This window comes from Alteromonas sp. HB246098, from assembly GCF_054890645.1.
Window position 1 is genome coordinate 115,064 of the sequence record NZ_JBTZUG010000004.1, and the last position, 14,229, is coordinate 129,292.

Annotated in this window: 13 protein-coding genes; 11 read left to right on the forward strand and 2 right to left on the reverse strand. The window is 44.5% G+C overall.

The window, feature by feature from the left end:
• Positions 1–225: 225 nt before the first annotated feature.
• Positions 226–2,508: a sensor domain-containing diguanylate cyclase gene (locus tag ACYTPF_RS10445; protein ID WP_461852165.1), complete on the forward strand. Its 2,283-nt coding sequence runs from the start codon at positions 226–228 to the stop codon at positions 2,506–2,508.
• Between the two features lie 58 nt (positions 2,509–2,566).
• On the opposite strand, the gene ACYTPF_RS10450 is transcribed toward ACYTPF_RS10445, so the two are convergent.
• Positions 2,567–3,952: a glycerophosphodiester phosphodiesterase family protein gene (locus ACYTPF_RS10450; RefSeq protein WP_461852166.1), complete on the reverse strand. Its 1,386-nt coding sequence runs from the start codon at positions 3,950–3,952 to the stop codon at positions 2,567–2,569.
• Positions 3,953–4,192: 240 nt separating this feature from the next.
• On the opposite strand from ACYTPF_RS10450, the gene lexA reads away from it, so the two are divergent.
• The 5 genes from lexA (at position 4,193) to ACYTPF_RS10475 (ending at position 9,890) form a co-directional block, all read left to right on the forward strand.
• The gene (lexA, locus tag ACYTPF_RS10455; RefSeq protein ID WP_269917890.1) at positions 4,193–4,819 is read left to right on the forward strand and encodes a transcriptional repressor LexA; all 627 of its coding nucleotides are present in this window, start codon (positions 4,193–4,195) and stop codon (positions 4,817–4,819) included.
• 582 nt (positions 4,820–5,401) lie between these two features.
• A complete protein-coding gene (gene coxB, locus ACYTPF_RS10460) occupies positions 5,402–6,565 on the forward strand; it encodes a cytochrome c oxidase subunit II (protein ID WP_179985046.1) in 1,164 nt (387 codons plus the stop codon).
• A 10-nt stretch (positions 6,566–6,575) separates the two neighbouring features.
• Positions 6,576–8,234 carry a cytochrome c oxidase subunit I gene (ctaD, locus tag ACYTPF_RS10465; RefSeq protein ID WP_461852167.1) on the forward strand — a complete coding sequence of 553 codons (1,659 nt, stop codon included), beginning with the start codon at positions 6,576–6,578 and terminating at the stop codon, positions 8,232–8,234.
• A gap of 151 nt (positions 8,235–8,385) precedes the next feature.
• Positions 8,386–8,973 carry a cytochrome c oxidase assembly protein gene (locus ACYTPF_RS10470; protein WP_179985293.1) on the forward strand — a complete coding sequence of 196 codons (588 nt, stop codon included), beginning with the start codon at positions 8,386–8,388 and terminating at the stop codon, positions 8,971–8,973.
• A gap of 23 nt (positions 8,974–8,996) precedes the next feature.
• On the forward strand, positions 8,997–9,890 hold the full coding sequence (locus ACYTPF_RS10475; RefSeq protein ID WP_136782458.1) for a cytochrome c oxidase subunit 3: 894 nt from the start codon (positions 8,997–8,999) through the stop codon (positions 9,888–9,890).
• A gap of 16 nt (positions 9,891–9,906) precedes the next feature.
• On the opposite strand, the gene ACYTPF_RS10480 is transcribed toward ACYTPF_RS10475, so the two are convergent.
• Complete coding sequence (locus ACYTPF_RS10480; RefSeq protein ID WP_118495343.1) at positions 9,907–10,116, reverse strand: DUF2909 domain-containing protein; 210 nt, start codon at positions 10,114–10,116, stop codon at positions 9,907–9,909.
• A gap of 45 nt (positions 10,117–10,161) precedes the next feature.
• Here ACYTPF_RS10480 and ACYTPF_RS10485 point away from each other — a divergent pair, with 45 nt between their 5' ends.
• From ACYTPF_RS10485 to ACYTPF_RS10505, 5 genes are read left to right on the forward strand one after another with little or no spacing between them, the layout of a single operon-like run.
• Positions 10,162–10,866, forward strand: coding sequence for an SURF1 family protein (locus ACYTPF_RS10485; RefSeq protein WP_461852168.1), 705 nt, complete (start codon positions 10,162–10,164; stop codon positions 10,864–10,866).
• A complete protein-coding gene (locus ACYTPF_RS10490; RefSeq protein ID WP_461852169.1) occupies positions 10,859–11,398 on the forward strand; it encodes a hypothetical protein in 540 nt (179 codons plus the stop codon). Before ACYTPF_RS10485 ends, ACYTPF_RS10490 begins: the two co-directional genes overlap by 8 nt.
• A 5-nt stretch (positions 11,399–11,403) precedes the next feature.
• Positions 11,404–12,678 carry a COX15/CtaA family protein gene (locus ACYTPF_RS10495; protein ID WP_461852170.1) on the forward strand — a complete coding sequence of 425 codons (1,275 nt, stop codon included), beginning with the start codon at positions 11,404–11,406 and terminating at the stop codon, positions 12,676–12,678.
• A complete protein-coding gene (gene cyoE, locus ACYTPF_RS10500) occupies positions 12,671–13,588 on the forward strand; it encodes a heme o synthase (protein WP_461852171.1) in 918 nt (305 codons plus the stop codon). Before ACYTPF_RS10495 ends, cyoE begins: the two co-directional genes overlap by 8 nt.
• Positions 13,585–14,229, forward strand: a complete 645-nt coding sequence (locus ACYTPF_RS10505) for an SCO family protein (RefSeq protein WP_269917895.1) — start codon at positions 13,585–13,587, stop codon at positions 14,227–14,229. Before cyoE ends, ACYTPF_RS10505 begins: the two co-directional genes overlap by 4 nt.

Here is a 14,229-nt window from a genome sequence, read left to right on the forward strand (position 1 = left end):
ATCGCGTCACAATCTCGCGACGAGCCAATGTTATTGATTTGCCTGTTTTACAGACTCCCTACCTAGCGGTAAGTTCAAGATGTTCAAAAGTATCTGTGTATTTAAGCGTTTTTTAGAGTAAACCTCACTTACCCTTTGAGCAATGCAACATTAGCAGTATTTAAATTGCTATAAGTGGTGACTATTACTATTTTTATAAAGATTAACGAATATGAGCATGTTGTAGTGGATGATCAAAACCGATTGAAGACGATTGATGACTTTTTGCTCAGCAATGAGGTGCCGTTGGATCTTGACGATCTTATGATGGTGTTAGCAAGGGCATATAAGGTGCCTATCGCGCTAATAGGAATTGTTGGTGAATTTGAAGAAACATTCAAAGCGCGATATGGAACTACTCTTTCTAAAGTAAGCCGTGAGCATGCTTTTTGTAGTCATGTGGTAGAAGAGCGCAAACAAGTTGTTGTTAACAATGCACATGAAGACCCCAGATTTAAAGATAATCCGTTAGTAACGGGAGAGCCGCACATCTGCTTTTATGCAGGAACTCCCATTGAAATTAATGATGAGATTATTGGAGCTGTATGTCTTATTGATACTGTTCCTCGAGAAATCGATGCCGAATACCTTGAAGTGCTGAATAGAATTGGTGCGCTTGTTAGCCAGCATATTTCTCTATCAAAGGAACATGAGGCACTTAAGCGCGAACACGGTTTAATTGAAAAGTCCCCTATAGTGTTGGCCACTTGGAGAAATACTACGTCGTTACGGCTAGTTCATATTTCTCAAAATAGTGAGCGTGTATTGGGTATATCGGCACAAGACTTACTATGCGGCGCTGTAGAGCTTGGCGATGTTCTAACTCAAGACGCTGAAAGCGACTTTACTTTTGCTATGCAGGCGCATATGGAAGGTGTGGAAACCCATTCATGCCGCCTTCAAATAGCCACCCCTACGCGAACTATTTGGGTGAGCATGATTTCTACGGCAAGCTTTCGTGAAGACGGGATGCTGTATTCAGTGCAAGCATTTCTTTTCGATACCAGCGATCAAAAATATGTTGAAGACAAACTTCACAAAACGAACCAGCGCATGCGCCTGCTATTGGAAGCCTCTGAATTAGGTACGTGGGACTGGAATTTGGCCGCTGATGTAAACCAAGTAAATAAACGTTGGTGTGATATCGTCGGCCTTGAATATGAGTATTATGATACCAGCTCTCGCTTTTTCAGGCAGTTAATTCACCCTGCGGACTATGTAAAAGTAGAAAAGCAATTAAATGAACACATTATTGGTGAGAGCAAGGTTTTCAATACTACCTTTCGCATGAAACATACTAACGGCACGTGGGTTTGGGTTGAAACCTATGGAAAAACTGTGGAATTTAACGCTGCGGGTAAGGCTATTCGCGTTGCTGGTATTCATCGCGACATTACCCAGAGAATGGAAAGCGAACTTCATGAGAAAAAGAAAACCCAGCTACTTCAATTTATAAATAAAACCCGTGCCTCTTATCTTCAGAACAACGATTTAACCATGGCCTGCCAAACAGTATTGCCTGAGCTCATTGATATCTCGGATAGTCAGTTTGCTTTCATTGGGCAAATGAAAGGCGAAGGCGATGCCTCGAAGCTGTTTATTCATGCCATTTCTGAAATAGTGTGGGACAGCAGCAGCTTCTCGCAATACAACGAGTACAAAAAGCGGAACTTGTATTTCGATAACTTTGATAACCTTTTTGGTACCACAATTTTAACCGGTGAGGTAACGTTAAGTAATGCCTCAGGAAGTCATCCAAACTCAAAAGGGGTACCGCAAGGGCACCCCCGCATTAGTCGTTTTTTAGGGCTACCGATTAAGGTTAAAGATAGAGTAGTGGGCATGATTGGTTTAGCCAATAAATTCGAGCCCTACGCCTTAGATGATGCAGAGTTTTTACAACCTTTATTAGACGCATTAGCAGGTCTTTTCTACGCGGTAGAGCTGGAAGAAGCGCGTGCGATAGCTGAAGAGAAGTTGCGTAAGCTGGCTATGACTGATTCGCTAACTGGGCTGTACAATCGGCGAGCTTTTGTTGATAAATGCCATCAACTCTCTGCACAAAGCAATAGAGTGAGCGTAGCGGTAATAGATATAGACCACTTTAAAAAAGTTAACGATACTTATGGACATGATGCAGGGGACCAAGCCCTAATTTCAGTAGCCCACCTCATAGAAGAATATTATGTGGAGCCCGATATTGTTTCACGTCTTGGTGGAGAAGAGTTTGCGATAGTAGCAATTTCAGACAACAAAAAAGACGAAGAAATGCGATTTAACAAACTTCGAGAGGCTGTTGAAAAAACAGAAGTTAAATACAAGAAAGACACGATATCTGTAACAATAAGTATTGGTGCCGTTTTTGCTGAGGATAGCTTGAATCTTGATTTTAGTGGGTTACTTTCTAAAGCTGATAAACTGCTATATACGGCGAAAAAGAATGGCCGAAATCAAGTTATTCTAGGGTGATGGGAACTTAGGACAACGCTAGAAAACACGTTTTTTACAGCCCTAAGCCCTCCAACTTTTATATACTAGGTGCTAGTCCCATACAGCTTGCATAATATGTTGTTGTTGCTGGCCAGTCAGAAAACACACCAAGTACGCCCACATCTTTTGCTAGTACATCAAGTACTGTCATAACGTCACCATCGTTATTGATTGCGCTATCAGTGGCCAAAGAACCATTAACACTTTGGTAATACCAACCCCCACCTGTATTCAGCAATCCAGAGCGCTCTAGAGACCATGTAATAATATCAAGCCCTGCTTCTTTCGCCGCAATCGCGTATGGGGAAGGCACTATCTTTTCATTTTCAACCGTCAATAAGACCCAAATTGGTGGAGCAATTATTTGTACCCCATCTGCAACAAGTTGTTCCATAGTTGGAGTTAACAGTTCGGGATTATTAACTAATTGCTCAGCGGTGACGCCATCTTCGCCATCTGCGCTTTGGGCGCCATATCTATCGTCTAGATACACCGCTTGATTGCCGAAAGCTGGTTCATTCTCAATCCAGTATTTCACATCTGCTAAGTTAAATGACTGGGGCCAGACATTTTCTGGTTCAATGCCTGCTGCTTTGTATTCATCTATCATCTTTTGAGCATATTGTTGCTGTGTGAAACCATCAAAAGGCATTTGAACAGATGGCGTTTTAAGCTCTGGTGTCATTTTCACATTTAACTTTTTGAACAGTTCTATACTTTCTGCGTGTGTTAACAGGGTACCTTTTGATGAATATAAGTCTGTGCGCCAGTTTGCTGTACCATCTAAATACTCATCTACAGTGGTTGCATTTGGGTTCGCTGCGTCCATTTTACCTTTTAGCGTTTTGAATTCTGCGAGTGTTATATCGCTGGTGCAGCACTGCGCTTGGGCGGCAATGCCATTTTCAGGGTCGGCCGGTGTAAAGGGTACAGAGCAATTATCAGCCAAATCGGTTGAGAGTATATTCGTTGTAGTATGCAAGTCACACTGCGAATGCCTGCACACTAAAGCTTTATCTTTAGTAAATGTAACGTCACACTCTACTATTCCTGCGCCAAGTTTTGCCGCTGATTCGTAGGCTTCTTTCGTGTGCTCCGGGAACTGCAGTGACGCTCCACGATGCCCAATTGAAAAATCTGTTTTATAAAACGGGCCTTCACTACATTGTTGTAGTGCACTCTTTAGCTCTCCATCATCCATATCCTCTACAAGAAAAGATGGGCGCGCCCCTATCTGTATATTCGGGGCCTCTCCAGCCGGTACTTGAACGATAACAGGAACTTCAACTGTTTCGACCACGGTTACTGTGTTTTCTACAACTACCTGTTTTTCTACCTCAACGACTTCTACAGAGTCGTCATCACACGCTGCTAAGCTTAGAGTGATGACTAATACCGTGAGTATTTTTTTAGTTAGTTTCATAGATTTTCCATTGTAATTAATGAATTAAGTTTTATTTGTAGGGTAATTAACATCTGCCCAAAATTACGCTAAGCGTTGAGCGTGTCAGTTTCGTGATAATGGGGTTACGAATTAGCTACATTTTTTATAGGAAATAAAGAATGTTAAAAGCACCTCGAGCTTTTCTCACAAGGCTTACTACTTGTTATTTGTTTTTAGGTGTATATACTTACAGGAACTGTATGAACAGACAGGTCTTTTATGCGCCCACTCACAGCTCGACAAACTGAAGTTTTAGAACTTATTAAAACAACCATGCAAGAAACGGGAATGCCGCCTACGCGTGCGGAAATTGCTCGTCAACTTGGTTTTCGTTCTGCCAACGCAGCAGAAGAACATTTGAAGGCATTGGCGCGTAAGGGCGTAATTGAAATTTTGCCTGGTACCTCTCGTGGTATTAAGCTCAATATCCCCCTTGAGGACACTGCACCAGAAGAAGAAGGCCTGCCCCTTATCGGGCGCGTGGCGGCTGGTGAGCCAATTTTGGCGCAAGAGCATGTAGAATCTCACTACAAGGTCGACCCTGCTTTGTTTCAGCCTCAGGCTGACTTTTTACTTCGTGTAAACGGCATGAGTATGAAGGACATCGGTATCTTGGATGGCGATCTTCTTGCTGTGCATCGCACGACTGATGTCCACAACGGTCAGGTAGTTGTAGCGCGGGTGGATGAAGACGTTACGGTTAAGCGTTTAGAAAAGCGCGGTCGTGAAGTATTACTTCATGCTGAAAACGAAGAGTTTTCGCCAATTAAAGTAGACCTTGCTAATGAGCCTTTTGCTATAGAAGGTATTGCCGTGGGTGTTATAAGAAACGCCGACTGGATGTAAGGTTTTAGCATCTTCAATCAAAAGCGGCGTATTAGCCGCTTTTTTTATGTCTTTTAGTACCAAATTTTAGTTAATTTTCTTAGTTTAGCGTTTATTGGTATGTTTCAAAATTATGAAATCTGACATCACCATTGTATGAAAGATATGCGCTATTTGGCCCGAGTACAGAGTGGCTAAAGCACATTTATTATTTGAAAATTTGTTTGAAAAACACGAGAAGCGATGTGTTAATTGTTGATTTTGTGACCAAATAAAGCTTCATCCTTATCAACTCCCCGTTCAAAATGCGCGTTTGATTTTTTAAGCGCCGTCAGCACGCCTTATACCCACTCTACCAAAATTGTAACGCAACCCTGCCACATGAAATGATTAAAAATTAACCTCTTCATTAAATTTTTAATAGAAAAGACTAGACGGCACGGCATTATTGCGCAATTCTTATACAGAGATTAACAAAATAATAACAATGGCTCTAAATTTGTTTTACAAGTTGAGGTGATGGGTCAATCGTTCGCAAACCATTTGGTAGGGCAGCGCGCAAAATAATCAGCGTTTTTGGTCTTGCTATTACGGAGGTGCTGAGTGAAACAACTAACGACCGTTTTCGCAAAGTGGTGTTCAACAATACCGTTTTTGCTTTTTTCCCCGTTACTTCTTGCGCAAGAAGTTAGTGAAGAAGTCTCTTCTCTTAATTTAAGACGCGGTGCCACCGACATCAGCGGGCAGGTTTATGATCTGCATATGCTGATGTTTTTTATATGCGTAGGGATTGCGGTAGTCGTATTTGGGGTGATGTTTGCCTCAATGTATCTTCATCGGAAGTCTCGTGGCGCTAAGCCCGCTAACTTTCACGAAAACGTGAAGGTTGAAATAGCATGGACCGTTGTTCCTTTTCTTATTCTAATTTTTATGGCTGTGCCGGCGGCGAACACGCTTATTGCAATGGAAGACACGTCTGAGCCTGACATGACAGTGTTAGTCACGGGCTCTCAGTGGAAATGGCACTACAAGTACATGGACAGCGACGTGGAATTTTACTCACTGCTTGCTACTCAGCGTGAGCAAATAGAGAACAAATTTCAAAAAACCGACAATTACTTGCTTGAAGTTGACCGTCCGTTAGTCATTCCAACTGGGAAAAAAGTACGTTTTCTTATTACCTCTGACGACGTTATCCATTCGTGGTGGGTTCCAGATTTTGCCGTTAAAAAAGATGCAAACCCAGGCTTTATTAACGAGTCATGGGCCAAGGTCAATGAGCCGGGCATTTATCGCGGGCAGTGCGCAGAACTTTGCGGAAAAGACCATGGCTACATGCCAGTAGTGGTTATCGCTAAAGAGCCAGCAGAATTTGATAAATGGATGGGCGAACAAGAAGAAATTGTTCGCAAAGCCAAAGAAGAAGAGCAACGCCTACTTTCTATGAATATGTCCATGGATGAATTGATGAAAGAAGGCGAGCGCGTTTACAACGCCACGTGTGCAGCGTGCCATATGCCAAATGGTGAGGGTTTACCAGGTGTATTTCCAGCACTTAAAGGCAGCAAGATGGCGTTAGAAGATCAGCAAGGTCACATCGACATTGTCCTACATGGTAAGGCGGGTACAGCTATGCAGGCGTTTAGCAAAATGCTGAGCCTTAAAGAAATTGCTGCGGTTGTCACTTACGAGCGCAATGCGTGGGGCAATAACACTGGCGATATGGTTCAAGCCAAAGACGTTAATGCAGTGGCAAACGGAAACTAGGAGCAGACAAATGAGCAAAGCAACTGAAGTTATTTCGCCAGATACCTCTGCGACTCACATTGGTCAAGTAAATGGTGGGCACGCACAGGGCGATCACCTACATGATGACCATGAACACCACGACCATATTCCGAAAGGAGTAACGCGCTGGCTGTTTACTACTAACCATAAAGACATTGGTACACTTTACTTGTGGTTTGCCTTCATTATGTTTTTAGTTGGCGGCGCAATGGCCATGGTTATTCGCGCTGAACTGTTTCAGCCTGGTCTACAAATTGTTGAACCAAATTTCTTCAATCAAATGACCACTGTGCACGGGCTTATCATGGTATTTGGTGCCGTGATGCCAGCCTTTACAGGGCTCGCGAACTGGCTTATTCCAATGATGATTGGCGCCCCAGATATGGCATTGCCGCGCATGAATAACTGGAGCTTTTGGATTTTACCCGGCGCCTTTTTGATTCTGCTTAGCTCGCTATTTATGGAAGGTGGTGGCCCTGCCTTTGGTTGGACTTTCTATGCGCCGCTCTCAACAACCTATAGTGGCGATTCAACCGCGCTGTTCGTGTTCTCTGTTCACATTATGGGTATCTCATCCATTATGGGTGCGATTAACGTGATAGTGACTATTTTCAATATGCGTGCGCCAGGCATGACTTGGATGAAAATGCCGCTATTCGTGTGGACGTGGCTTATCACTGCATTTTTGCTTATTGCCGTTATGCCAGTACTCGCCGGTGCAGTGACCATGGTATTAACAGACAAGTTCTTTGGCACCAGCTTTTTTGATGCTGCTGGTGGCGGCGACCCGGTTATGTTCCAGCATATCTTCTGGTTCTTCGGGCACCCTGAAGTGTACATTATGATTTTGCCCGCTTTCGGCATTATCTCGCAAATTGTACCTACCTTTTCTAGAAAGCAGCTATTTGGTTATGCCTCTATGGTGTACGCCACGGCGTCTATCGCTCTACTTTCTTTTGTAGTGTGGGCTCACCATATGTTTACCACGGGCATGCCGGTGTACATGGAAATGTTCTTTATGTTTGCCACCATGCTTATCTCTGTGCCCACTGGGGTTAAGGTGTTTAACTGGGTAGCGACAATGTGGCGTGGTTCACTAAGCTTTGAAATGCCAATGATGTTCGCTATTGCCTTCATTGTTCTGTTTACCATCGGTGGGCTATCAGGACTAATGCTGGCGATAACACCTGTGGATTTCCAATATCACGATACCTATTTTGTAGTGGCTCACTTTCACTATGTTCTGGTAACTGGGGCGGTCTTTTCAATAATGGCGGCCGTGTATTACTGGCTGCCTAAATGGACAGGCAAAATGTACGACACGACTTTGGCTAAATGGCATTTTTGGTGCTCTTTAGTATCGGTAAATGTGTTGTTCTTCCCTATGCACTTTGTTGGTTTAGCGGGTATGCCACGTCGTATTCCTGACTATGCATTACAGTTCGCTGATTTCAATAAATGGATAAGCTTGGGGGGCTTCGCTTTCGGTTTATCTCAGCTTATCTTCCTTGCCCTGCTTATTAAAGCGTGTAAAAAGCAAGGTGAAGCGGTATCGGCGCAAGTTTGGGATGGCGCTGAAGGGTTGGAGTGGGAAATTCCATCCCCTGCTCCTTATCACACGTTTGAAACGCCGCCTGTCGTGAAGTAACGATAGGTGGGGTTTGTGAATTAGCCATTCTTGTAAAGCGCTAGGCAGTAACGGTAAGGATGGCATTCACATATTGCTGACGGTGAAGTAGGTAAGCGGCTATACAAGCGTTTACCAAGCTTCACTTTTGAAGTTACCCGGAGGTTGCGTGATGTCACAGCAAAGTGCAAATAACAAAATGGTTATCAAGCTTGTTGCTATTGTCATTGGCATGTTTGGCTTTGGCTTCGCCTTGGTTCCTTTGTATGACGTATTTTGTGACGTAGCGGGCATTAATGGCAAAACCGAGAACACGGCAGCCGTCTACCAATCAGTTGAGATTGATGAATCGCGAGAAGTGACCGTAGAGTTTATTACTCGTACAAATACCGGTATGCCGTGGGAGTTTCGCGCCGAAACTAAGCGTGTGAAAGTGCACCCTGGCGAGCTAAACACGGTATCGTTTTATGTGAGAAATCCTGCATCAAGTAATATCGTCGCTCAAGCCATTCCCTCTGTATCCCCCGGCACAGCAGCGCTCTATCTGAATAAAACGGAATGCTTCTGCTTCAATCAGCAGCCACTTGATGCGGGGAGTGAGGCCTATATGCCTATGCAGTTCTACGTCGACCCACAGCTTCCTGAAGATATAACCTTTTTTACCTTGCAGTACACACTCTATGACGTCACAGCGCGAGCCAGTGACCTAACGACAACACCGAATCCCTTTATGGCTTCAACACCATCAACTGGCGAATAAGCAGAAGGGATAAGGAGAAAAAAATGCAAACCGAAGTACAGAATCACGAATACCAAAAATACTATGTACCCGCGCAAAGCCCATGGCCCATTGTCGGGGCCGTTGCTCTATTTCTTATCGCCGTAGGTGCAGGAAACTATGTGGTGCAGGCAACCAAAGGCGAAACCGGCTATGGCGGTCATATCCTTTTAGCGGGAATAGCCGTATTGCTGGTTATGCTAGTGGGCTGGTTTAAAAACCAAATTGATGAGTCTATGGCTGGGCTTTACAGCGACCAGCTAGGCCGTTCGTACCGCCAAGGCATGAGCTGGTTTATCTTTTCAGAGGTGATGTTTTTCGCTGCGTTTTTCGGTGCGCTCTACTACGCACGGTTTATCTCGGTTCCATGGCTTGGTGGTGCATCGAATAACGCTATGACCAATGAAGTCTTGTGGCCGACTTTTGAGGCCATGTGGCCGCTGGTATCTACACCGGGTGGCACTACCACTCAAGAAATGAGTGCTGCGGGGTTGCCTACAATCAACACGGTTATCTTGCTTATCTCGTCTATTACACTGCACTTCGCCCATGTGGGTCTAGAGCAAAATAAACGCAAGCAGTTAACGCTAATGCTGGGCATTACCATTTTACTCGGGTGTGGGTTCCTGTTTTTACAGGTGGAAGAATATATACATGCTTATCGCGACCTAGGGCTTACTCTGCAGTCGGGCATTTACGGCAACACCTTCTTTATGCTGACCGGGTTTCACGGCATGCATGTGACCCTTGGCACCATCATTCTTATTGTATTGTTTTTTAGAGTGTTGAAGGGGCATTTCACACCAGAAAACCATTTCGCTTTTCAGGCGGGAAGCTGGTATTGGCACTTTGTAGATGTGGTGTGGGTCATGCTCTACATCTTTGTTTACGTGCTCTAAAAATAACGCCCCAAACTTAGTAAGGCCTTGGGTTTGGGGTAATTAAACCAGTACCAATAGCGATAAGAATGATAACGACGATGATGGCAGAAGTTAGGACACGTCGACCAATATATTTGCTCATTGGCCCCTTAGATGTGTCGTTTTTTATCATAATGCGCATCGCCATGAACAGATTAACAATCATGTACAGTACCAAAGCAACAAGGACTATTTTTATCAACATACTCACCTCTGTTTTTATTCTCATTTTGCAGGGTGCGAGATAATCATGCTTTTTCGCACTCGCTACGTTATTCCTTGGTTGATCACGGGTTTTAGTGTGGCGATTATGTGCGGGTTAGGTTACTGGCAACTTGATCGCATGGTCCAAAAGCAACAACGTTTAGCTAGCATAGCGCAAAAGCAAAGTAATGGAACCTTGAGTTTAGAAGAGGCACTGAACCAGACAGATCCGAGAGATATCACCGTTTCTTTCAGTGGTTCCTTAGATGCAAATCACCTATTGCTTTTAGACAACCAGATTTACAATCAACGGGTAGGGTTTGACGTGATAGCACCGGTATATACCAACGCCGGTTGGCTTTTAGTGAACTTTGGCTGGGTGCCCGCACCAGATTTAACTCGCACCTTGCCGGATATAAGCTTTACGAGCGAAATTCGCGACTTTACCGGTGTCATCAGTGTGCCGGGTGATAACCCTTTAGTTAAAGAAACCAACATGGCCTTGGCGCAAAGCCCCGCGCTTATACAACACATCGAATTTCCCGAATTAAACGACGCCTTAGAGCGAAATTTTTTACCTTTTATTCTCCAACTTACTACGCCAGATCCTGCGTTTATTCGCGAACATCAGGCCGTTGTAATGTCTCCCGAAAAGCACCTGGGTTATGCCGTTCAGTGGTTCGGTTTAGCCATTGCCGCTGCGGCGATAGGTGGTTTTGCAATAAATAAGAAAGGACGTAGTTATGAGTAATGCTGCATCGAAAAAAACGTTAATTATCATGGTAGCTGTGTTTGTTTTGCCTGTCGTCATGGCGAAGCTTGCACTTGATAACGATTGGTTTACCAAAGGCGCTACTAATAAAGGTCAGCTGCTTGCGCCAACAATCGACATGAGCGCACTTTTGAAAGACGCAGAGCCTAAGTGGCGTTTACTTTACGTCATGCCGAATGAGTGCGATGCAGTGTGCGAAAACGCACTCTTTAGCATTAACCAGGTATGGCTTGCTTTAGGTAAAGAGTCTGATCGCGCCCAAGCCGTGGTCGTTACAACTGATTCAAGTGATCAAGTGGCGATAGCAGCCTTAGCGGACTATCCCTTTGTAGAAACCTTGCCTGTTACCACGCCAACTGCCCTCGCCTCTAGCAGCGTTTATATCGTCGATACCCAAAATAACGCCATGCTCTTTTACGAAATCAAAGACGATAGGAAAGACGCGGTGATGGAAAGCCGCAACATGCTGGCGGATATGAGAAAGCTATTAAAGCTATCACGCATAGGATAAACGCTATGAAAAAGTTAACCCTATTCAGTATATTTTTAGCGGCTGTTGTTATTATTCTAGGTGCCTATACCCGTTTGACCGATGCCGGATTAGGCTGTCCCGATTGGCCGGGGTGCTACGGTAATTTAACCGTGCCTTTGAGTGAGGAAAAGGTGTCGCAAGCCAACGCTGCTTTTCCTGAACGTCCAGTTGAAGCATTTAAGGCGTGGAATGAAATGATTCACCGCTATTTTGCTGGAGCGCTGGGACTGTGTGTACTGGCTATTGCCATTATTGCTGTTCGGCAGCGCGACAAAGGCACGCCTGTTAAACTGCCGCTTTTGCTTTTGGGGCTCATTGTATTTCAAGCAGCCCTTGGTATGTGGACAGTGACGCTCAACCTCCTTCCCGTTGTCGTAATGGGGCATTTGTTAGGAGGCTTCTCCGTAATATCCTGCCTATTTATTCTCTATCTTCGCTTGCGCAATACCGCAGGCGATGCGCCGAAAACTAAACAAGCGCCCATAGCGTCAGCTATGCATGATCAGGGCATTACCGACCTACCTCAAGCCAAAATCTTTCAGCGAAACCTTAAACTTTTCGCCTTTGTTGGACTCGGCGTACTTGTTACACAGATTGCACTTGGTGGATGGACTTCTGCCAATTATGCTGCGTTAGCCTGCACGGAAATGCCGGTTTGTGAAAGCGGATGGCAGGACAGAATCGATATTGCAGGTGCATTCAGCGTACCTGATGCAGACAACTATGAATTTGGCGCTCACGATTACGGCGAGCGGGTCACTATGCATATCGTTCACAGGTTTGGCGCAGTGGTTACGTTTTTATACTTGTTAGCACTTGGTATAAACGTCTTAGTTAGCCGTTACGCCACAAATAAACAAAAGTATGTGAGCGCATTTATGTTGGTAGCACTGTGTACTCAAGTTGCTCTGGGGCTTAGTAACATTATCTTTATGCTGCCACTGGCTGTCGCCGTCATGCATAACGCAGTAGCAGCCGTACTGCTACTATCCTTGCTAAACCTTATTTTTACCGTTTTCCGAATTCTGGAAAACGATCAGGTTTTCGATTCAGAAAAGCAAAGTAAAGCGCCATTCTCGGTGTCTGAACCGCTGCAAGGCGCCTATAGAAAACAGCAGGCTTTTAGAAATAAGCAAGCTCGTAATACATCACTACACGAATCTGAATACGCATCTTTACGCGGCTCTTTTCAAGATCCTTTGAGCGGGTCTACGTCCTCGCACATTCTCCCTAAAGCTCCAGGAGGTTTCCATGGCTAAATCGGTCTCTTTACTTACACGTACTACCCGCCACCACGATATAGTAACGTGGCGCGACTATTACGAAATGACTAAGCCAAACGTGGTTATGTTACTGTTGTTAACTGCGCTGGTGGGAATGTGTTTAGCTACGCCTACATGGGTAAATGCAACGGTACTCATCTGCGGCTTATTGGGTATTGGTATGTTATCGGCCTCTGCAGCAGTCATTAATCACGTTGTCGACCATAAGATAGACAGCATCATGGCACGTACGTTTAACCGGCCTGTCGCGAAAGGCAAAGTCAGTGTGAACAACGCTCTGTGGTTTGCCGGTATCTTAGGTGTGGTAGGATTCGTGGTGTTGGCGTTATTTGTAAATATGTTAACCGCGTGGCTGACCCTAGCGAGCTTAGTCGGGTACGCGTTCATCTATACCATGTATTTAAAACGCGCTACGCCTCAAAATATTGTGATAGGTGGTTTGGCGGGTGCCGCGCCGCCACTTTTAGGCTGGACGGCGGTAACCGGGGAAATACATGCCCATGCACTACTTTTGGTACTAATTATCTTTACTTGGACCCCTCCCCATTTTTGGGCCCTCGCCATCCATAGAGAAAAAGACTATGCCAAAGCGAAGGTGCCTATGCTGCCGGTAACACATGGTGTTTCATTTACGAAAACTTCAGTATTGTTATATACAGTGTTACTAGGGCTTGTGTGCTTGCTTCCCTACCTTACAGGTATGAGCGACCTCATTTATTTAATTGGCTCAAGCGTGCTTAATATTGGATTTTTATATTATGCATTAAAGCTAAAATTTGATGCACAGTCTCAAACGGCAATGAAAACTTTTAGGTTCTCTATCATTCATCTCATGGTATTGTTCGTAGTATTACTCCTAGATCATTACATTCCATTGAGTTTATGAACCAACGAACTATTGTCGGTCTTGTTGCATTTTTAGCGTTATGTGCGGGCATTGTCGGGGCGCTTTACATAGCGCCTCCAAGTGTTGAAAGTCAGCCTGAATACTTTCAAACTTATCCTGAGCCAAGGGCATTATCACCTTTTACACTAACGTCACATGAAGGTGACGTATTCGATAATTCCTCGCTTAAAGGCCAATGGAGCTTAGTATTTGTGGGCTATACATTTTGCCCAGATATCTGTCCCACTACCATGGCCGAGTTAAACGGAATATACCCTGAACTAAAAGCGTTAAATACTGTCGAACCAATTCGAGTTGTATTTGTATCCGTTGATCCGAATCGCGATTCAATAGAAAGACTTTCAGAGTATGTGAGCTATTTTAATGAGGAGTTCATCGCTGTTACCGGAGAGCACAAAGCGCTATTCCCGTTCGTACGTAATTTAGGGATGATGTATGCTATTGCTGAAAGTACCGATAACCCCAACTATTTAGTTGATCACAGTGCATCTGTTGTACTTGTCGACCCTGAGGCTAGGGTGATAGGAAGATTCAAACCAAAAAGAGAGCCAGGAAAGCTATCGATAAGTGATTCTCAGCAAATATTGGCAGATATGCCGATAATTACCTCGAAGCAGTAG